Source organism: Pseudomonas jilinensis, from assembly GCF_003586265.1.
GTDB classification, from domain to species: Bacteria; Pseudomonadota; Gammaproteobacteria; order Pseudomonadales; family Pseudomonadaceae; genus Halopseudomonas; species Halopseudomonas phragmitis.
Window position 1 is genome coordinate 58,531 of record NZ_QJSA01000004.1, and the last position, 19,880, is coordinate 78,410.

Genomic DNA, 19,880 nt, shown 5'->3' on the forward strand with positions numbered 1-19,880 from the left:
TCAAAACCCCAGTAGCTGGCGCACTTCAGCGCCGTGTTGTTGCAGATAAACCATGAAGTGCTCCTGGCCAGCCTTCCCCCAAGCCATCGCCGCCACGTCCTCCGGGCGCTGCACCGCATAGAGGTTCACGCTGTTCTTAAGGTTGGTGCTCATCTTGGCCGGCTCGGCCAGGCTGGTGCCGCTCAGGCCAGGGGAAGGCAGCGACGGGGCTGGCACGCCAACCAGCCCGCCGGTGCTGTGGCGGTACCAGCGCGACATAGCCCATTCATCCAGCGCGCTCATACCCCGCGCATTGAAGTCCTCTAGGAAGTCCAGGGCGCCTGGTTGCTTCACCACTGCTGCGCGGGTCATGAACTCTTCGTCCGATGCCCAGATCGGGATGCTGTCGCTGGTATTGGTGCCGGGGCCCCGGATCTGGCCACCCCCGGCGAAGCCAAACGCACCGGTATAGGCGCCGCCAAGCGCGTTACCAGCAGAGGCACCGGCAATTGCCGATGCCATGGCCGCTGCGGCAGATGCACCAGCCGTTGTGATCGCGGCCCCCATTGCTGATGCGGCTGCTGTACCTCCTGTCGTAATACCGGTCCCCATCGCAGTGGCACCGGCCGTTGTTGCGGTCGTGATGGCTGTAGCTGTAGCTGTAGCACCGGCAGCGTCTGCGGCAGCATCGGCACCACTGCCGAACAAATTCAACACCGACTGGGTAGCCATGTCGGCAAGCTGCTCAGCCGCTAACCGAGCCATCGAATCAGCAATACCCAGCACAAGGCTTTCGAGCGCATCGCGCAGATCGTGCGTGCCACGCACAAGGCCCATCAGCGCCTCTTCGATACCACCCTGCAGGCCATCACGGAACGCCCGGATCAGGTCATTGGTGATGTACTGCATATTCTCCAGCTCGGCGCGGATACGCTGGACGTTCTCAAGCGCGGCCGGGTCGCCGGTGGTGCGAGCCAGTTCTTCCATCTGTGGCAACAGCCGTTCAACTTCAGCCGCCTGCTGCTGGTGCAGCTCGATGATCCGCCGACGGGCCTCGCCCTCGGTGATAAGCCCGGCCGCAAGTTGCGCCTGAACTGACTGTTCCTGGCGGGCTGTCGATGAAAACACCTGGTCAACCACAGACTGCAGCTCATTGAGCCTGGCTCTGGCCTGCTCGATGTTGATCAGCCCGTTGACGATCTCCAGCCCGGCTGTGTCGCCGCGCTCCTGCAGGCGCGTCATCAGCTCGCCGTAACGCTGCTCGATCTCGATGGTCAGGGCCTCGGCTTCGCGGCCCTGGGCGCGCAGCAGCTCGGCACGGATCTGGTCCAGCTCAATGAGATCCTGAGCAACCTGACGCTCTTTCTCTGATGACTCCAGCACAGTCAATGCAGATTGTGCACGCGCAAGCATGGCACCACTCAGACCGCGCTCTGCCAGTTCATAGTTTCTGACCTGGGCCGCTGTCATGCCAAAGGTCGCCGCCTGTCGTTCAAGTTGCTTGACGTAACCCTCAATGGCCTTGGCTTCACGCTCAGCTTCTGACACGGCCTGTCGGCCGGGCCTGGCGCGACGCCGGGCTTCGTTAGCAGCATCCTGTGCTGCCGCTTCCTCAAGGGCTGCTTGCTTCAATTCATCAGTGGCATTACGCAGCTCTTCACGGTCGCGAATGTCGCGCTCAACGCGCCCCCTGATAGAGGGGTCCAACAAATCCTCTGTTTGACGGCGCAGACGCTGCAGGTAATCTTCGGCTTCCTTGGAATTGGTTTTTAACGCATTGTTACCGTCATTGATCGCCCGAGTTGAGTTGTCCAGCGCCGCAGCCAACTCATCATGGCGCGCCTTCATCTCCGTCGCCTCACGGCTAGCTCTGGCTTGATTGGCTGCCATATCAAGAACTTGGCGGGACAAGCGTTCAGGTACGCCCGATGCATTACGCAACGCATCCATAGCTGCTTGCCAGTCCACTTCGATGCCCTGAGCGGCTTTACCGGCAGCCTCCATCAAGGGGGCAAAGGCCTGCTCCAGTTCGCGGGACGGCACGCGGTCAAGGCGTGGGCCATATAGGGCCTGGGCAATGGTTTCTCTGATTTCTTGAGCCGCGCTGTGGGCCTCACCCCTCAAACCATCGATCTGATCGGCCAGCCCCTGCATTTGGGCTTTCTGCTCAATCTCCGACAGCTGCTGCAACCGGCCCAACACCGCATCAAGCGGCTCATCCAGGTTGCCAAGACTGGAAGCCAGCGCATCACTGCTATCACGGAACAGGAAGAAACTGGCGGCGGCCGAGGCCGCAAGCATGACAATGCCGGCAGGCCCACCCAGCAAACTGGTAACACCGCGCATGGCTGCTTGTGCAGCAACAAGGCGACGGGTAGCCGCTTCATGAGCGGCAGCGGCTGCCGCGACTTGAGTATGGGAAACCGTCAGCCCCTGCTGAGCACGAGCGCTGGCCAGTGCAGAAGCAGTAGACGCCGCCTGAGCTTGAGCCAGCCGCAGCTCTTCAGCTGCGGCTGCACGTTTGGCGAGAGTGTCAGCAATGGCCGCTTTGGTCGACAGCCCCAGACTGGTGATATAACGAGCCAGCGCACCGGCCGCGACAACGCCAAGCACATTACCAATCAGCTCGATATTCTCGCCCAACTGAGTAATGGCCCAAGCCAGAGCCTGAGTCATCTCTGTGCTGCGATTTGCTTCGCCAAGGTAGACTTGCAGCGCATTGCCCAGCTTTACATAGGCATCAGCTACAGTGGTTGGCATGTCTTCAGCAGCCTGGCGGTTCTCTTCCAGGCTTTGACGCAGCCCTTCGTTCAAATCCTGCAACGCCAGCTTGCCCTCAATGCCCAGCCGGCGAATTTCCTCGGCCGACTTACCGGTAGCTTCAGCAATGGCATTAACCACAGTGGGCATGGCGGCAATCATCGACTGCCACTGGTCAGAACTCACCCGGCCGGTCTGGATTGCCTTGGAGTACGCATCAATGGCAGATGCCGCCCGATCGGCCGAGGCGGCATTGGTGACCAGCAGCAGCGAGAAGCTGTCGGTTATGTCGAGGGTTGCCGTGGTTTCATAGCCGAGCGACCGCAACGCCTCAGCGGTGCGGATATACAGCTCCTGCGCCTCCTGCAACGGGCGATAGGTATCGTTGGCACTGTCACGCAGCCGCGCCTGAACCTGTTCGTATTCAGCGGTACTGCGAGTCACCTGCTCGATACGACTGGCCATCTGGCCATAATCATCGACCATGGTGATGGCACGGCTGGCGGCTTGCAGCCCCAGGAATGAGCCGGCAATGGCTGTTACTCGGCGGGTAAGTCGATCCAGGGCAGGATTGCTCTGATCGGCGCTACGGCTGACCTGGTCAATGCCTTGACTGGCTGCTGCTGAACGTCTGGCAGCCTGATCTGCCGCAACCGAGTAACGGTTGGTCTGGTCTGCAGCTCGGCCGGCGGCCCCCTGCATCCCATCCAGGGCATTACCAGCCGAACCAGTGGTACGACTGGTGCTCTGAGCACTCTGGTTAACACTACCCAGCGTGCTATCCAGTTGCTTGAGTGCATCCTGCGCTTGCTTCAGGTCGGCCTGAATGCGTAACGCAAGGGTCAGGTTACCGTTGCCAGCCATCGTGGTCTCGCATCAACGTGTTATATGCAGCCATGGCGTCTTTACGCCCAGCCGTGCCCAGGTTGACCGCCATCAAGCTGCGCGCTTGGGCGCGGTCGTCGGCCAATTCCGCCTCGCGGAAAAACAGATTCAACTGCCGCTCGGTGTAGCGGCCAAGTTCTCGGTAGTTGTGGCCGTATCGGACAAGGGTGGCGAAGACCCGCCCCCAGCCAACCGAACCTGAGCCACCAGTGCCGGACGCCAGAGGCGACGGATAAAAAAATGCTGATTAGCCGTCCACCAGGTCAGCAACAGCTCTTCACCATCTTCAGGGCGTAGCGATCTGACCCAGTCCACCGGCTGGCCGCAACTGATCGCCACCAACTCACGCACCGCATCCCAGTGCTCAGCCAGCAGGTCCAGCACTCGATTGACAGATGCTGGCGTGGACATCTCGGCAGGCGGTATCCCGGCAAAGGCATCGGCAACTGGTTTGAGCAAGTGGTTGTTGTACAGCTGCTCTTCAAACCCCAGCTCACGCACGACCAACTTACGCCCCCCAACCGTCAACGGACGGTCAGGGAGCAATACATCAAGCTCGTTAACCTGATTGTTTTGCGCTTTTTTTGGCGCGACCCTGGTTTTACGCTTAGTCATATCAGGCCGCCCCAACCTGGATAATCCGGCCATACTGGCCGAGCGGACCGTTAGCCGGCTTGGAGGTATCCAGCAGGGCATTCAGCGCAATCGGCATGCCCGCCACCTGGTTACCATCGGTGATCATCGACAGCTCCTGGAGCAGGCTGGGCGACATCTTGTACAGCTCCATGATTACCGGTGCACCGCCTTCGGCAAGGTTTATGCCCTCATAGCGCAAAGCGACGTTGGGGCGAGTATTGGCAGAAAGGAAGCTGACCTGCGTATTGGCAGCAAAGCTGTACGCGGCAATGAAAGGTTGGGTTGGCGGCGTTTCTGGCAACGACACCAATTCGATGCTGCCAAAGCGCGGGTCAAGGATGTAATGCTCTTCATCCAACCCGGCCGGAGTGGCAGCGCTGTCAGTGATGACCAGGTCAGTCACGCCCGGATTTTCCAGCATTACCACATCACCAGGCTCAAGCCCCGCTTGCAGAGTTTCACTGGCAACCACACCGGCCAGGGTGTCTGTCGCAGTACCTTGAGTGAACATAGTGACATTTTCGGGCCCCAAGCTATGCAGCGTGGCCGCCATGCTTAGCTGGGGCGAAACGAAGAACTCCCGCACCCGGCCCTTTTTGCCGCTGAAGGACTCTTCATGCGTGATGGCCGTTTCCTGCATGGAACCAGACAGCGAAGAGACATCACCCACCCAACGCCATTTACCCAGCGTGCCGTTGGCCAGGATGACCGCCAGATACAGTTTGCCCTGACCGTAGTAGTAAGTTTCTTTTGCCATGAGAGTGTCTCCTTAAACGTGAGCGACTACGGTTTTTGCGCGCTTGCCGCTGCCGACAGGGGCCGGGCTTTGTGATTCTTCCGCCCGATCTGACTCGCCAGGAATCTTGCTGATCAGTTTCTTGCGCAGCAGCAACATCGCTGCCTGCCGGCTGATCTCGATCTCATCACCCTGTTTGCAGGGCTTGCCTGCATGTCTCAGGTTCGGGTCTGCAGCGGTGATCGTTACTTTCACTTTTGCCATGTCTTGTTCCTCGGGTAGACAAAGCTGGCCTGGAACACCAGCGGGTAATAGAAGTAGCCATTGGCGTAGGCCACCGGGGCTTGTTGCGGAGCACGTTTCATGGGTGCTGTCGCACCATCCGGCAGCCAGCCGGACAGGGCTTGCAGCAGCGCGCCCAGCAGCGGCCCGGCTTCTTTTCTTGCACCTTCGCCCGAGCCCGTCGCATCGGCGTAGTGCACCGACAGCACCACGGCCCAGTTCTGTGTCACGGTTTGAATGGCGCCACGGCTGCCCTGATGCAGGGCGCCACCACCTACGTCATCGCCCAGATACACCACATACACTGCCGGGGTGACTTGTCGCGCTTCATCCACACTGGCCAAATCAGGGATACCTGCCACATCAGCCAAGCCTGGTACCGACTCGCGTACCCGCTCAATGATCAGCGGCTCCAGGTAGAGGTAATCGAACGCATCCATCACCACCTCCCACCCCAGTCATTACGAACGCTGCTGACTTGCACCGTATTGGCAATCGGCGCTGGCTGGCCGCCAGCATCCAGCGCCAGGCTGAGCCGTCCACTGGATATCCCACTCAGCAACTTGCGCCGACTCTCAGCCGCCTTCAGTGCCGGATGACCGTCATCCAGGCGGGTATGCAAATTGGCATAAGCCAAGGTGCAGGCCACCCGCTTCAGAACAGAAGGCACGGTTGGCAGAGGCAACTGATACCGGGCATGCAGATGCAAATCGATTTCCGCGTCGGCATCCGCAATCGCTCGATCTACAACACCCTGGTCGATCTCCGCAGGCGGGCGGTTTACGCGATCACTTAATTGCAGGATTTCGCGCTCACCGTAGACCTCTACCAAGTCGGCCAGAGTGCAGTAGCTCATTCGGCAGCACCGTCCTGATCTACCGGAAAGCTGCAGCGCTCAACTTTCAGCAGTGGGTCAGCCTCCAGATCCGCCACTTGCTTTGCGGTCAGCGCGTCCAGGGCAATACCTAGTCCATCGCGGTCGAACACAAACCCAGCGCGGCAACGACGCTCAGGAATAGAGCGCACATAAAGGCCTTCAAAATCATCGCTCTTGTCATCGGTCTTGGTGGTGCGTTTACTCGCCATATGTCAAATCTCCTGCAAAAGTGGCCGTCCTTGGCTTATGGCCTCCTTGGCCAGGTCCAATCAGTTCAACCAGGCGGTGTCGAGCACCTTGACCAGGTTGTAGTTCGGGTTGTCTGCGCCATTGCTCAGACGCGCCACGCCAACCACTTCACGAGCGGCTTCATCCAGCGAGGTAGGCACCACCAACAGGGTCGGCTTGACCCCGAGCGGTCGGCCACCATCAGCCTTCTGATCACGCATGGCGTTGTAGGCCTCGCGGAAATTGGCAGCGTTGAGCGGTTTGGTGGACATGGCCGCGAGTTGCCAGAAGCCAAAGCCCACGTTGCTCCGGGCTCGGACGCCATAGCGGTATTCATCGGCCATGAACACCTGCTCATCGTCGTCCTTGGTCATGGCCGTGAAGTCCGGCTTTACACGCTCCTGGTAAATCAGGGGTTTCAAGCTACGGCTGGTATCCAGCAGGAACCAGGCCGGACCAGGGTCGGAGGCTGGCTCGAACAGGTTGCTGACCATGACTGCTGTACCAGTGCCATCCACATTCGGGAAGACAGGGTGGTCAGTGTCAAAGAAGTTCTGCCCGTCGTAACACAGCGAGCTATCGCCCAGTTTGAGCAGTTCGAACACCAGCTCATCTGGGTGCACACCGGCGGCTCGGCCCATTTCCTGCATCAACGGGGTATAGATGCCCAAGTTGTCATCTTCGATGTCGGTACGTTTCACGCCCACGGTCCCCTCAAACAGCTTGTTGGTGATCTGGTAGCCCTGGGCTGCCATATCCTTGACCACCCGGTCACCGATCCACTCACGCAGCTTCGGGAACTGCCCCAGCCAGCCATAGGTGTTGCTGGCCGTGGTGGACTGGATCACAGTGGCAACTTCCAGGTAGGCGCTAGGGGCAGTCGCCAAGGCGTCTTGGAAGTGTTTCTGGAACGAGGTTTTCAATGCGCTGATCAGCGCCGGGGTAATAATGGCCATAGTGCTTAGGCTCCTTTTGCCTTGGCGTAATCAGCGGGGCTGATGCCGGTCAGTTTCGCGGCTTCCAGTTCGGCAGCCGAGAGGTTGTGAGTTTCACCGCCAGGTGGCTGGCCGCCGCTCTGCAAGCGAGTCAATGCGGCGATTGGGGCAGCTTTCTCCAGGTACGCCTTGAGCTGGCCGATATCTTGGGTTCCCAGCTCTCGTGCCCAGCCCTCCATGGCAGGCAGCAGACGACCTTCGCTAAGCGCTCCCTGGATCAGCCCGTCCAGCTCACCGGTGTTCAGCCGGGCAGTCAGAGCGGCCACTTGTCCCTGGAGTGCAGAAACGGCCTCAATGGGTGCGTACTTGCTCGGGTCGGGATTTCCTGCGTTGGTCTTGAGCTGAACCGTCGCGGCTGCAATCTGCTCGGTAGTTGCGTTCTCGGCCAAACCCAGAGCAGTGCGCAGATCTGCAAGGGCTTTGGTCTGTGCATCCATCGCTGGTTTCAGAGCAGTCAGGGCGGCAATGGCTTCGGCCTCGGTCGCATCCGCCTTCAGGGCCAGGGCCGCGATAATGGCTTTCAGCAGTTCATTCACGGTGTCTTCCTCTTCGTCGTGGAAAAGGCCAAAGGTCGCGGCCGCACGCCGGGCGAGCGGTTCCATGCCATCAATGGCCGGGTCATTGGTCAGCGCCCCCATGAGCACCGCCAGCACAGTGCCATCAGGGCCATAGGCAAACACAGGGGAGAAGTACAGGTACTCACCGTCCTCGATCATCTGGCGAGCGCGGGCGGTCAACTCAACGCGGGCCCAGAGCCCTGAGCCGTCACGCCACTCCAGCTCATGAATCCGGCCAGCAGCCGGTGCCGGCTGACCGTTCTGTTCCTTCTTGAGGGTTTGGTGTTCGTAATCGATGACAGGCGGCGTCTTGCGCGCCTGGAAGCGGGCAATCACTACCGCCGCGCTGGCGGCATCAATGCGCCAGGCTGGCACATCCATCGGCCGGCCATCGGTTGGCCGGAACTCGCCAGCAGGGGTGAACTGAAGCCATACGCTGCCGTCTCCCAGCTCAGGGAGCTGGAAAGAACAGGCGGCGATGGCAACAAAGGAGTGTTTTTTCTTCATGCCGCCAGTGTGCCGGGGGCATGATCAGGGGGTTACGGGAAGGAGTTCAGCGGCTGCCTGGCTTATGTGTTAGCGCAAGCATTGCCAACAAAGGTCGTCACAAGGGATTTTAACGGGGGACTAACGCAGGTTAGGCGCCCAACAGGACAAACCACCCGGCTTAACGCCTGATCGCTGCCTGACGGCGCTCAGGCGCGGCCAACAAGAAACCCGCTCAGAATACCCATAACCGCCTCCGCAGCCTTGGGCGTCAGTTGACCATCAGCAGTCACAGGTAGGTAGGGCCGCGCCGGGATCTCGATCTTGTACGCTTTAACTTCATAACGCCGCTCCACATAGTTCTTGTGTGCCCGTGGTCCCTTCTCCCTGGCGAACGTGGCCAGCTTACCGTTCTTGCCACGGCGCAGCAGGTTGCCCTGTCGATCGGTGCGCAAGCGCAACTTGCCGCCGTAGGGTGCCCGCTCGATGGTCCCGCCGAACTGGTGAATCGCAGCATAGGGCATATTGGTGCCGACCTGGGCAAAGTCCGCGCCAGCCTGTGTCGTGATCGATCGCGCCAGGGCGTTGGTAACCTGCAAGATGGGCGTCGCCCCTCGACCTATGCGGGCACGAGCCTTGACCGTGGCCGGTTTTAGCTGTGGCCAGCCCGGCCCTTGGTCCTGGAACGCCAGCTCAGTTTGCGCCCCCAGCTCTTGAGCAATGCCATGCATCAGCGCGGCGGAGTCAGTTAGCACACTCAGTACCTGGTCGATACGTTGACGCACTGGAGCATCGACTATCTGGATATCCATGCGGTTGGCCATATAGCGCCCTCGGGTTTATAGTAGTGCCAGAGGTAGCGGGAGAGTCGCTCCCTGGAGGCGACACGGCAACCATCAGCACGCCGTGCTATCGGGTTCGAGTCCCGCCCCGTTACCTCACTTTTTTATACAGGCCGCTGGCCAAGCCATCACGTATGGCCACCTGCGGTACCTTGAATACGGTGGCAGCATCATCAACCCGAGCTTGACCAGCCTTGGCCCGATTGAATCGCACCGCGATCTTGGCGCGCCTGGTGCCGCCCGCCAGGATATAAAGCAAGGTGCCATTCTTGGTATCCCAAAGAACCCGTTCCGCCTGGGCCATGTCCTGTGGCAGTGCTTTCCACTCTGTGGCAGTCAGGGCGTTGCCAGCTGTCTCATGACGCCGGGCCTTGGCTCCAACCAGTAAGTCGTCAGCCAAGTAGATCACGCCAGACTGCACGGCTGCACCTTGCCTCTGGGCAAAGGCCAGATCACGCGGATCGAGCACACCGAAGGCCATGCTTTGCCCCTGTGGGCGGCCGATCGCCCTGGCATTGTCAACGAATGCCTCCCAGCCCCGCAGCCGAACCGGGTCCAGCAGCACCTGCTGCACTTCGGTCAGCGCTGCCGGGTCACCGAGGGTACGTTGGGCCTTGCGCAACAGCACATCGTCCATCAGATGACTCTGAACAGGGGAGCCATCGAAGCCGGCATCAGGCCGGAATCGCACCTTTTTACCTGCCCGGTCTGTGGTTTCCAGGGTGGTGATGGTTTCGCTGCGGATCTCACCAGTGCGCTGATCAACCCCGGTCTCCACGGTTTCGGTACCGGTTTTACCCTCGCTGCTTTCCACCGTTAGGCCACGGCGTTTAACCTCAGCCTCGGTTAGCGCAACGATGCGGCAGCGGCAGTTATAGCCGTTCGGTGGCGTGATGTGCTGCCAGATCGGATCATCCCAGCGGAACACCTTGCCATGCAGGGCAGCATGGGATGGGCGGGTGACGCCATCCATCACCGCGATATACATCCAGTACGGATGAGTCTCGCGAGCCTCCAGCGCGGCCACGTATCGGCCAGCCATATAGGCCGACTGCATGTTGGTCTGATAGATAGTGGCCAACCGGTGCGGGCTGCCCAGCTGGGCCACCTCAGCAGAACCATCAGGGCTCACAACAATCTGCCGCCCCCACCAGCCTTTGGCCTCCAGGCGCGGACGCAGATTGCGCTGAAACTCGCGCAGGGTCTGACCTTGCTCCAGGCCGTCGAGCAAACCATTGCGAATATCCTGCAGCACGTCCAGGCGTGTCGCCTTGGCCACGGTTAAGGCGCGAGCGTGGGTGCTGGCATTAACCTCATTCCAGTTCCAGGTAATGGCAAAGCCCTTGCGCTCAAGGTATTCAATGGCTGCAGCCGGGCGCAGGCCAATAATTGCCTGCAGGTCGGCGGCTGTAGGCGTAGGCATATCAGCCGATCCTATCCAGGTTGCCGTGCAAACGCCCCCAGGTGTCAGCAGCGAACATCAGCCGGTGCAACGCCTCGGCCAGCGCTCCCTCATCCATATCCGGGAACGCCTCAGCCAACGCCCCCAGCACCTCAGCCTCACTGCCACCCCGATTGATAACCGCCAACAAAGGAGCCAGCAATGGGTCAACTTGCTCTTGCAGCTCATTGCCAGGCAGCGCACCAAGTACATCATCCAGCGCCTGCTGATCTGAGTAGCGTGGGCCTATGATCTGCGTCAGGCTGGCCATTCGGGGCTTGCTTCGGCGGGTCAGGGCCGCTAAAGCACTTTGAGCAGGCTGCAGAACTGCCTCGCCTTTGGCTGGCAGCGGGATGCCCAGACGCTCCTGGGCCCAACTGGCAGGCACCTGAACACCAATATCAACCAGTGCCGGCAGTGCGGTGGCCATTGCCGCCATGTCTTCGGTTTCCCGCACATCAAACACCAGACGAGGAGCCCGGCGCGTGTCCGGATTACCAGGTCGGTTCAGTACCAACAGCGGCCACAGCAGATCACGACTCAGTGTTGCAGCGAGTTGCCGGGCATCAGACGTAAGCAGGTCATGGCGGACCTCGTTATGCACTTTACCCAGGGCATAGGCACCGCCACCCCCGGCACTTGTCTGGCTGGTCAAGGTGCCACCCAGCACGGCCTTGGAGATCGACTCATCGCACTGACGCATCATTGCCAGAAAAGGCTCGCTGCTGCTTTGAGTGGCGCTTTCAAAGTCAATGGCCATGGTGTCGGGAATAATCCCTGCTGCTGCATGGCCCAGTGCGGTAACCGCGTTCAGTAGTGTGGTTTTCTCTTCATCGGCAGTACCTGGCGGGTACTTGCCCAGGCGAATCGGCAAACCGTAGATCTCAAGCAGTTCAGCAAGGTCACTGACCGAGTAGTGTTTAAACAGGTACGGCCATGCCAAAACCCTATACAGACCGCTACGCGCAACGTAACCAGAGCGTGCACGTGGGCGGTGCATAATCCAGCCAAAGGGTTGCAGCGGCGTCCCCTGACCATCTTCGCTTCGCAGGCGCAACTCATTCTGGTCACCTTGAGCAAGCATGAACCAGCTCTGTGGGCGGTGGTGGAACGCCTCCGGTATCCACTCACGCCCATACAGACGCCAATCCAGCTCAATGGCGCTGTAGCCATGCCCCATACCGTCCATCGCATCCAGCAGCATGTCATCCCAGCCATCCAGATCGCTTAGCAGTTCATGCAAATACTCGGCATCTGCCTGCTCAGCAGCGCTGGGATTACGGGGTGGCTCAACAGTCCAATTCAATCCGAGAATAGCTCGCTTGCGCTTACTGACCTCGGCGTAGAGGTGCGCGTCCCGTTCCTCCATATCCATAAACAGCTCAGCCTGACCTTGCAGGCTTCCCTGTTCAGCGTCTTGCAGAATGCTGGCCAACTTAGCCGGGGTAAGGCCTCGCGCTGGGTGCCGGGCAAATTCCCGGTGCAGTCCGGCCATGCGAGCGGTTTGGGTTTCCCGTAACTGCGCGGTTTTGATCGGGTTGCCGTAAATATCAACAATACGGGTCATTTGTCGTACCTCACCACGAGCCGGAGAAGCGGCCCCCGGATTTGATGTCGTTGAACGCAGCACCTGCAGCCTCATGGCGGCGTGGTGCAGCAGTGAATTCGAAAGAGGTGAATCCCGTGGTGGCCAGCATCCACAACATATGCAGAGCATCCGGGCCGTCGTCATGGTCAGCTGCAGGGAAGTGCCGCAACTGCTGTTCAAGCGTCGTCTGGCTTGAGTGAATACGAATCAGCCCATTGGCCATGTGTGGCTGCAGGCTCTCAATACGCAGTAGCTTGTCGGTATGTGGCGTGATCGCCCTGGCCGGGACCGGGTAACCGGCACGTGCCGAACGCTTGACCAGCTCGGTACGCAAAAACTCCTGGAACTGGACGGCTTCCACTCCCCACACCAGGCAGCGGTAAGCCTTGTGAAAGTCGATAATGTCTTCAATGATCCGATCTGGCAGGCGCTTGCGAATACTGGCCTCGACAACATCAAGCACACCGGTTTCCCGGTTGAAGCCCCCAACAAGGATGGCGCTCGGATCTCGGCTGGCCCCGTGTTTGCCCAGGGACGGGTCACAGGCACCATAAAACAGCCAGTCCTGCAGGCGGTTGACCCAGAAGGTAATGCAGGCCGCAAAGGGTGCGTTATCACCCTGAACCGGGTCATTCTGCTGTTCGGAGTCGAAAGCCGTTCTGCCATCACGGGCTCGCTTGACCATCAACGTGTAAAGCGGTTGACCATCCGGCCAACAGATCACCGCACCGGCATCCATGACAGCAGCGCGCTCATCGTAGTAGGCACGGGCTTCGTCTTCACCCTCATTCAACAGGATCTCTTCCCAGGTCTCCCAGAGATCCATGCGCGCCGGCCATTCGATCACAGCCTTGAACTTGCGACGCTTCCACAACGGGTTGTTCAACAAGCGTGACAGCACCGAATCGTAATGCAGGATGGTGCCAATAATCAGCACATCCATGCTGTCATCAGCTGGGCCAAGAGACAGCACGGTCTTTTTCAGCCAGCTCTCCAGTTTGTCGCGCTGCTCCGGGCTGCGCACATTCTCATCGTTCTCCAGGTCATCACCAATGACCAGGTCGGGACGGTAGGGGCCGTGTCGCAAGCCCCGCATGCGCTTGCCAGACCCGAACACCTGGATCTTGCAGTCATTGGCGGTAATGACGGTACCCACCTGCCAGACACGGCCCTTGCCGGTAGCCTGCGGAAAGTCCATGGCCAGACGCGGGTTGAACTCCAGTTCAGCCTTGACGGCCTCAAGCATGGTGGCCGCCTGCTCGAAAGCATCCATGATGATCAGCGGGTAGCGCTTGCGTCCGGTGACCACACACCAGATCACGAATATCTGGCTGACCAGGGTGGACTTGGCGTTGCCGCGCGGCGCGGCGATGGCTTCATGCTGCCCATCCGGGTTATCCACCAGTTCGGGCAGTCGCTTGTACAGGTAATCATGCAGCAGCGCATTACCGCACTTCACATAGTGAGGGAAATAGGTACGGGCAAAGTATTCATAGTCCTGCCAAGCCCGTTCACGTCGGGCCTGACTGGCCTTCGGGTTGGGGTCAAACCCTTCAACCTCTGCCTCAATCTGACGCCGAAAGTTGGCAGCCAGCTCGGCTATGTCAGCCAGGAAAGTTTTGGTGTTAACCTTCATGGGTTACCCCGATCAGAAGGAACCTCGCCATGATGGACGCTATCAGCGGCGCGCTCACCGCCGTCAGCAGCTTGATGACGCTTTCCAAAGACATTTCGAATGCCAAGACGGATCATGAAATTGCTGTTAAGACGACCGAGCTGAACGAGCGGCTGGGTGGTGCCTTGCAGCAGTTGATTGCCGCCCAAACGGACTACCTGGCGCTGTTGAGTGAAAAAGACAAGCTGAAAACTGAGCTGGTAAAGCTCAAAGACTGGGCGCATGAGCAGGAGCGCTATCAGCTTCACCAGACTGAGGCGGGTGGTCTTTTGTATCGTGTTAAGCCTGCAATGCAAGGCTCCGAACCGGAACATAGCCTGTGTGCCCAGTGCTACCAGCAGGGCATCAAATCGATCCTGCAACCATCTGCAGATATTGGTCGGTTCAAAATGCTTAAGTGTCACGCATGCGACTCCGATATTCAGCTTCAGGCGTATCCATCAGCTATGGCTATGTCCTCCGGCGAAGGGAACAAATGGAAGGGGTTTTTCTGATTCACCCCAACTCCCTCGCCAACAGTTCCCCAAACGGCTCCAGCACCTCAGCAAACGCCTGAGCGTGCTGGGGGTAGCGTTCCCGAATAAACCCCGCCAACTTCTGCAGCACCTCCATGGCGGTGGCCAGCGCGCTGGTTTCCGGCAGCACCCGTTTAGAGGCCGCCACGGTCTTGTTGTAAGCGTCAGCCAGGCTGGCAAGCATCTGCACCTTGGTAGCGGGCTTGATATCTGGGTCTTTCTGCACGGCTTCCATAGTGGCTTGAAACTGCACCACCAACCCTGACAGCACCTGGCGCGCTACGTCCTCAATACCGCCGCCAGCCAGCAACTGGGCAGACTGAGCCTTATCCCAATCATCGCCAGCCTCCAGCGCCTGCTGTTTCCAGCGCCGCACCGTGCCATAGGCAACGCCATGCATGGCCGCAGCCAACTCCAGGCTCTGGCGCTCGAACACATAGGCACGGCGCACGTTGTCACGGGTTTCCTTGGGGTGTGCCATCGGCGTTCCTTACAATCCCAATTTGATCCTTGCCGCCAGCAACCCGCAGGCCACCAGTCCTCCAGTCAACGCCCCAGCGGCCGCACCGTATTGCACGGCCTTGCGTTCCACTTGCGGAAAGCGCTTTTCAAAACGCTCCAGGCGCCCATCAATGCGCTGCAGCAACTCGAACTCACGACTGTTATCAGCCATTTCAGTGATCCCCCAGGCTCTGAATATGCTGCACCGTGTCCCAGTGCAGGCCGGCACAGTGGCCGTATTGGTCATAAAGCTGTTTCAAGGCAACGGCAGAGCTGTCAGGGTGGTCATCATCCACCGCCACCGGGATCTGGCAGGGTTGCGCCAAGGCCGCTGGTAACGGCTTCGGCGGCACGGGCACGCGCTGCATTGAGCTGCTGCATGACGCTGTCAGGAAACCGGCAATCAGCACGACTATCAGCCGTTTCGGCAAGCACATGGCGTAACTCCCTGGTTGTGTTCATGTCTGCCTCGGCGCGCTTGGCCAGGCGGTTGAATAGCTGCTGGCTTTTGGTGCTGGCCTCTTTCAGGTGTTCGGCACTTTGCTCCAGCAGGCTCTGGTAAACATCGGCATTGGCGTGCGCGCACTCGGCTGCAGCCTGTGCTCGACCAGCGATCTGACCGGCAAACCAGGCACCCACCAGCAGCACAAGACCGAACACAAGCCAGGAGACAATCAAGCGCAGTTTCATGGCTTCTTCTCCGGCAGGATGTAAATGCCCGCATCGGCCAGCAGCAGCCCACACCAGACCAGGAGCCGGCCCAACAAGCTCCGAACCACATAGGCAGTAATGCGTAACGGCTTCATCCCAGCACCTCCCTTACAGCATCAGCGATCAAGCCGGCGCTGTAGGGCTGTTGGCCGTTCTCGTGATGAATCACAGCAGTAACCAGCTTCTCCAGCGTGTTCTGGTCCATATGAAGAGGCTGCTGGATGCTTACCCCCATGCGGTTTGCTACAGCGCGGGCATAGGCCTTGGTGTCATTCTCATTGCTCGGAGCCCATCGACTGATAAGCCCCTCAACCGTGCGCAAACCATGCAGCTTGCGATAGTTCAACAGCAGCCTGGCCAGCGCCCGGATACCGTTATAAGGCGTATCGAACCGTGAAAAACGGGGCTCAACCTTAACGTCATGGGGTAGCTGCCCACGCCAGTTGTTGCGCGGGTTGTATTCGATGTTGCCGGGGTTGTTGTTGCGGATGCCTCGGGGTAGACGGCTCATATCTCACTTCTCCAGTTTTCGTTTGAACCACTGGGCCACCACGCCCAGCCATGACTCACCGTCACGCTCGAAGAAGCGCAGCACGGCGCCAATCAGCCACCAGGCCGGCAAACCCGCAATCACCAGCAAGGGAGTCGCCACGAACAACAGGCCAAAGGCGGGTTCCAGCCCGTACAGGTGAGCCACTGCCTCAGCGGATAAAAACAGCTCGGGCCGGCTCGAATGCATATGCACCACCAACATCGGGCCGAACACACTGCTGGCCACAATGGTGCAGAACAGTCGGGCAAAGCCCTCTTGCATGGAACGTGGCCACAGCACTAGAAACCCCATGGCAGCCGCCAGAGCCCCCGCGCTGATATGCAGGCCGAAGTATTTGAGTACCGCGCCGCTGGCTGCGGCCGATGAAGTTGGATCAGGCATGTGAACGTCCTTGTGCGAGCGCGGAGCGCAATGATTGCAGGTGTCCACGGGCTACCTCCGGCGCAGAGCGCGGCAGATCAGAAAGGCGCGGAACGGGCGTGTATTGGGGCGGTGTGATCGGACTGGTCTGGGTTGACTGCGGCTTCGGCTTGCGCTTGGCCTCAGCCAACGCCTGACTACTGCGGACATGCTCACGCACCAGGGCGCGCAGATGCTCGGGGCATTGGCGGAACAGCTCACGCTGACGCTCAACATCTGGCTGAGCCAGGATGCTGGCGGCGATACTGCGCGGGCTTGAATAGGTGCTTTGATTGTCCATGCCGCCAGTGTGCTGGCGGCATGGTCAGGGGGTTACGGGAAGGGGTTCAGCGGTCGGTCAGGCTTGTTTTTGCAGGTCACGCAGTGCTAGGAGTGTTGAAACACGTGCAGCGATACGTAACTCCAATAAATGCTTGAGCCCGTTTGATGCATAACTCAGCACGAGATACCCCAAAATACCAGCGAAAAGCGCATATGCACCTTGGGTAAGGACCGGCCAAGCAAGGGCCCAACTGCCGCCTCGCGTATCCAAAAGACTAACCCCCCAAAAGCCCATAACTACAGCGCCCAAGATCCCCAGGCAAAGCACAACGCTTGCAACCGTACCCAGTGCGGAATAGGGATTATAGTCAGCATCCAATACGCTCTGTTGCCCCATTAGTCCTTGGAGCTTGTGAGATGGCGCGTGACTGGATAGCAGCCTGGTGTAGGCGGAAAAAGCTTGTTCTAGTGATTCGTTTTCAAGGAATTGCTTGGCTGTTTGCAGCGTTTCCTGTGCATCCATGACTATTCTCCCCATCGACTAAAAGGCCCGCATCGCGCGGGCCTTTTGATTTAACGGGTTTTCATCGCCTCCGTAAAGTCCTGTCTGGCCCGGTTGTACTCATCAGCGATGAAGGTGAACAGGGTGGCCAGTTTGTCGCGATCAACGCAGTGTAGATCCCGGCCAGGAATCATCAAGCCTGTCACCGCCTCCCAGCAGATCCCTATGGTATCCAGGCGCTCTAGGCGGCGGTTGGCTTCAGGTGTCAGCATAAAAAATCCTCTGTTTTTTGATGGCGACACCCATCCTATACAAGATTTTTTTTAACCCAAGCCAACTCGATGTAATTTCCGCACGCGCCACATTTGGGTTTCTCGGCGGCCGTGATAGAGGCCGTTAGTGAAACAGCGTACCCTGATCCAGCGCCGGCAAGTGCTGGTTAACGATTTCCCACACCCAACGGTCAGATAGCCGGTACTCCCTGGCCAGTTCGGCCACCAGATCCCGCGCCGTTCGACCCTCGCGCACACCCTGTTCAAACCGAGCATGTATCTCCAGGTTGCGCCAGCGCAGCACCGCAGCATGGCAGCGTGCCAGGTAAATCTCCTCACCGGCATACTCCCGGTGCAACTGCTCCTCGATCTCGCTGCCGACCAGCTCGGCCAGTGCGGCCCGCTTGGCTTCGCCCTCTGGGTTACGCCCTTCGGCAATACGCCAGGTTGTCCCCCCGAGCTTGTCGACCACCATCAGGGTAGCCGGCAAGCCAATACGGGCGGCCATATCACGCACATTACGCGGCAGCAGCTCCTTGACCTGGCTCAGATCCATCACAGCCTCCCGTGGCGCCGGGCATCAATAATCAGCGCCTGCATCAGTCTCTGGAGCTGGCTGTCATCCAGCCACTCGACACGCTCGACCTGAAACATATGCATCGCCATGCTATCGGCATATGCCCAGGGCCGCTTTGCCTCGGCCAGCAGCGCCTCAACCTTGCCCATAACCGCCTGCCGACTTTTGGCGGCGCGAGGTTTGGCGCGGCCTTGGCGGGTGCCTGGGCGCGGTGTCCAACCAAGGCGCTGAAACTCAGCCAGCACCTTCCCAGCCTGGCGTGGATTGAGGTCTTTGGCTGACCGCACCCCAGCAACTCGGGCCAGCAGAGCGCGATAGCTTTCGTCATCCAGGCCCAGTTGGCTCTTGGCAATATGGATCTTGGCCAACCAACTCATGCGTGACACCTCACTTTTATCAACTGGCTGCTCATCAGTACCCAGCCACCACGCTGGGCAGACCGCTCCGGCTTGGCCGGGCGGTTTCGCACTGGGTCAATGGAGCGTTTGTGGCGAGTCTTCGCGGGCAGCCTTGCACTTGTCGCATTGGCACGTCGCCCGAACTGCTGCTTTCTTGACTATCTCCGGAATGAACCGCATAACGACCTGCGCGACGATATACGCCACCGAGTTCTCGTCAGCCGGCCCGGCCAGGTTTACGGAGATCCCGTTCTCGGCATCCTTCACAGTGATGGTGTATTCAGACATAGCTTTCTCCCTCAAGCGCCCAGTGCGCGGAAGCTGGGGCTGTCGTAAACCCGCAGCGTTTGAATGTATTGGGCAATCTGGCTAAGGTTCGCCCGCTCCTCGGCATCGCTCTGGGTGCCTGGCACCCGCATACCAGGGCCAAGGCCCTTTTCAATGAACGGGGCGGCGCTGTTGTGTACCGCCCGCGTCAGAGCATCGCGCTCACCCACCGCCAGCATGAAGTGACCATTCCCTGGCTGTTCATCAACCAGCTCCAACACGCCGTTGATACGGCATACCAACCAGCTCTTATTTGCCATCTCTCACACCCCGGCAATATCAAGGCTGATTTGCCGCCATTGGTCGCTATCACCAATGCGCTCATACACCCGGATGTAGCTCTTGCTACCCACCACCTGGCAGGCGTCACCGATGGCCTGCATCGCCTTTTGCCAACGCTCATCGGCAATTTCCAGGCGGCGCAGAGCCAGCACCCTGGCGGTGCGAATCTCACCCTTGGTATCCGTGCGGAAGGCGTCATTGACCAGCGTGACCACCTCTGGCCTGGCATCCTGCGTCCAGTCACGCAGGCACTCGTCAATCAATGCCCGCGCCGCTTGCAGGCGCTCATCAAACGCCACGCTTTCATTGATGGCGCGTACAATCTTGTACCGACCATCAAAGGTCAGCAGGCTCAGGTTGCCTTTCTTGCCGCCCAGCTTGGCGCCGTACTGCTCAGCGGAAAGGTCAACGAACGCCTCAATGTCCCCAAAAGCGGCGACCTTGAAGTCAGCCAGTTCGCTACTGAGTTCGCTGGCCCGGTCAACCCAATGGCGGACTAACCGGTCCCGCTCCAGGTCGATCGGCTTGATCATGCTTTCGTGCACCAGGCGGCCTTGCGCGTCCTGGCGGTAACCGGTTGGTATCGTATTCATT

At 59.5% G+C, this 19,880-nt stretch carries 27 protein-coding genes and 1 other RNA gene; 1 reads left to right on the plus strand and 27 read right to left on the minus strand.

All coding sequences use genetic code 11. The features are described from left to right. The 13 genes from C2846_RS05305 to terL all read right to left on the minus strand — a co-directional run bounded on the left by C2846_RS05305 (nt 1) and on the right by terL (nt 13,928). On the minus strand, nt 1-3,603 hold the full coding sequence (locus C2846_RS05305; RefSeq protein WP_119700877.1) for a tape measure protein: 3,603 nt from the start codon (nt 3,601-3,603) through the stop codon (nt 1-3). A 129-nt stretch (nt 3,604-3,732) separates the two neighbouring features. Continuing rightward, the gene (locus tag C2846_RS05310) at nt 3,733-4,239 is read right to left on the minus strand and encodes a DUF6631 family protein (RefSeq protein WP_119700878.1); all 507 of its coding nucleotides are present in this window, start codon (nt 4,237-4,239) and stop codon (nt 3,733-3,735) included. A gap of 1 nt (nt 4,240) precedes the next feature. Further along, on the minus strand, nt 4,241-5,017 hold the full coding sequence (locus C2846_RS05315; protein WP_119700879.1) for a phage tail tube protein: 777 nt from the start codon (nt 5,015-5,017) through the stop codon (nt 4,241-4,243). Between the two features lie 12 nt (nt 5,018-5,029). Continuing rightward, complete coding sequence (locus C2846_RS05320) at nt 5,030-5,260, minus strand: DUF7210 family protein (protein WP_119700880.1); 231 nt, start codon at nt 5,258-5,260, stop codon at nt 5,030-5,032. Next, entirely contained in the window at nt 5,248-5,718 is a 471-nt protein-coding gene (locus tag C2846_RS05325) for a phage tail terminator protein (protein WP_240638150.1), read from the minus strand. The genes C2846_RS05320 and C2846_RS05325 overlap by 13 nt, the downstream gene beginning before the upstream one ends. Beyond that, a complete protein-coding gene (locus C2846_RS05330; RefSeq protein ID WP_119700881.1) occupies nt 5,718-6,134 on the minus strand; it encodes a gp436 family protein in 417 nt (138 codons plus the stop codon). Before C2846_RS05330 ends, C2846_RS05325 begins: the two co-directional genes overlap by 1 nt. After that, nucleotides 6,131-6,364, minus strand: coding sequence for a hypothetical protein (locus C2846_RS05335; RefSeq protein WP_119700882.1), 234 nt, complete (start codon nt 6,362-6,364; stop codon nt 6,131-6,133). Before C2846_RS05335 ends, C2846_RS05330 begins: the two co-directional genes overlap by 4 nt. Before the next feature lie 60 nt (nt 6,365-6,424). Further along, complete coding sequence (locus C2846_RS05340) at nt 6,425-7,339, minus strand: Mu-like prophage major head subunit gpT family protein (RefSeq protein ID WP_119700883.1); 915 nt, start codon at nt 7,337-7,339, stop codon at nt 6,425-6,427. 5 nt (nt 7,340-7,344) lie between these two features. Next, nucleotides 7,345-8,316, minus strand: coding sequence for a phage protease (locus C2846_RS05345; RefSeq protein WP_420849015.1), 972 nt, complete (start codon nt 8,314-8,316; stop codon nt 7,345-7,347). A 314-nt stretch (nt 8,317-8,630) separates the two neighbouring features. Continuing rightward, nucleotides 8,631-9,245 carry a phage virion morphogenesis protein gene (locus tag C2846_RS05350; protein ID WP_119700885.1) on the minus strand — a complete coding sequence of 205 codons (615 nt, stop codon included), beginning with the start codon at nt 9,243-9,245 and terminating at the stop codon, nt 8,631-8,633. Between the two features lie 109 nt (nt 9,246-9,354). Next, a complete protein-coding gene (locus C2846_RS05355; protein WP_119700886.1) occupies nt 9,355-10,686 on the minus strand; it encodes a phage head morphogenesis protein in 1,332 nt (443 codons plus the stop codon). 1 nt (nt 10,687) lies between these two features. After that, complete coding sequence (locus C2846_RS05360; protein ID WP_119700887.1) at nt 10,688-12,271, minus strand: DUF935 domain-containing protein; 1,584 nt, start codon at nt 12,269-12,271, stop codon at nt 10,688-10,690. 10 nt (nt 12,272-12,281) lie between these two features. Further along, a complete protein-coding gene (gene terL, locus C2846_RS05365) occupies nt 12,282-13,928 on the minus strand; it encodes a phage terminase large subunit (RefSeq protein ID WP_119700888.1) in 1,647 nt (548 codons plus the stop codon). Between the two features lie 29 nt (nt 13,929-13,957). Here terL and C2846_RS05370 point away from each other — a divergent pair, with 29 nt between their 5' ends. Next, entirely contained in the window at nt 13,958-14,461 is a 504-nt protein-coding gene (locus C2846_RS05370; RefSeq protein ID WP_119700889.1) for a hypothetical protein, read from the plus strand. A gap of 1 nt (nt 14,462) precedes the next feature. Here C2846_RS05370 and C2846_RS05375 read toward each other — a convergent pair whose 3' ends face one another. The 14 genes from C2846_RS05375 to C2846_RS05440 form a co-directional block, all read right to left on the minus strand. Next, complete coding sequence (locus tag C2846_RS05375; protein ID WP_119700890.1) at nt 14,463-14,963, minus strand: DUF1804 family protein; 501 nt, start codon at nt 14,961-14,963, stop codon at nt 14,463-14,465. Nucleotides 14,964-14,972: 9 nt separating this feature from the next. Beyond that, nucleotides 14,973-15,155, minus strand: a complete 183-nt coding sequence (locus C2846_RS05380) for a hypothetical protein (protein ID WP_119700891.1) — start codon at nt 15,153-15,155, stop codon at nt 14,973-14,975. Nucleotides 15,156-15,271: 116 nt separating this feature from the next. Continuing rightward, nucleotides 15,272-15,673, minus strand: coding sequence for a hypothetical protein (locus C2846_RS05385; RefSeq protein WP_119700892.1), 402 nt, complete (start codon nt 15,671-15,673; stop codon nt 15,272-15,274). 112 nt (nt 15,674-15,785) lie between these two features. Beyond that, on the minus strand, nt 15,786-16,205 hold the full coding sequence (locus C2846_RS05390; RefSeq protein ID WP_119700893.1) for a structural protein: 420 nt from the start codon (nt 16,203-16,205) through the stop codon (nt 15,786-15,788). Nucleotides 16,206-16,208: 3 nt separating this feature from the next. Continuing rightward, on the minus strand, nt 16,209-16,628 hold the full coding sequence (locus C2846_RS05395) for a hypothetical protein (RefSeq protein ID WP_119700894.1): 420 nt from the start codon (nt 16,626-16,628) through the stop codon (nt 16,209-16,211). Beyond that, nucleotides 16,621-16,947, minus strand: coding sequence for a hypothetical protein (locus C2846_RS05400; protein WP_119700895.1), 327 nt, complete (start codon nt 16,945-16,947; stop codon nt 16,621-16,623). Before C2846_RS05400 ends, C2846_RS05395 begins: the two co-directional genes overlap by 8 nt. Before the next feature lie 57 nt (nt 16,948-17,004). Next, complete coding sequence (locus C2846_RS05405; protein WP_119700896.1) at nt 17,005-17,451, minus strand: hypothetical protein; 447 nt, start codon at nt 17,449-17,451, stop codon at nt 17,005-17,007. Nucleotides 17,452-17,501: 50 nt separating this feature from the next. Next, complete coding sequence (locus C2846_RS05410) at nt 17,502-17,702, minus strand: hypothetical protein (protein WP_119700897.1); 201 nt, start codon at nt 17,700-17,702, stop codon at nt 17,502-17,504. A 124-nt stretch (nt 17,703-17,826) separates the two neighbouring features. Next, complete coding sequence (locus C2846_RS05415) at nt 17,827-18,258, minus strand: Mor transcription activator family protein (protein WP_119700898.1); 432 nt, start codon at nt 18,256-18,258, stop codon at nt 17,827-17,829. Next, nucleotides 18,258-18,656, minus strand: a complete 399-nt coding sequence (locus tag C2846_RS05420) for a gp16 family protein (protein WP_119700899.1) — start codon at nt 18,654-18,656, stop codon at nt 18,258-18,260. The genes C2846_RS05415 and C2846_RS05420 overlap by 1 nt, the downstream gene beginning before the upstream one ends. Nucleotides 18,657-18,677: 21 nt before the next feature. Then, nucleotides 18,678-18,748: hammerhead ribozyme type II (locus tag C2846_RS05425), an RNA gene on the minus strand. 4 nt (nt 18,749-18,752) lie between these two features. Further along, nucleotides 18,753-18,965 (minus strand): hypothetical protein, encoded by a 213-nt coding sequence (locus C2846_RS05430; protein ID WP_119700900.1) that lies wholly within the window; start codon nt 18,963-18,965, stop codon nt 18,753-18,755. Between the two features lie 11 nt (nt 18,966-18,976). Further along, nucleotides 18,977-19,264, minus strand: a complete 288-nt coding sequence (locus tag C2846_RS05435; RefSeq protein ID WP_119700901.1) for a hypothetical protein — start codon at nt 19,262-19,264, stop codon at nt 18,977-18,979. Nucleotides 19,265-19,267: 3 nt separating this feature from the next. Continuing rightward, on the minus strand, nt 19,268-19,879 hold the full coding sequence (locus C2846_RS05440) for a DUF3164 family protein (protein WP_420849016.1): 612 nt from the start codon (nt 19,877-19,879) through the stop codon (nt 19,268-19,270). Nucleotide 19,880 lies beyond the last annotated feature (1 nt).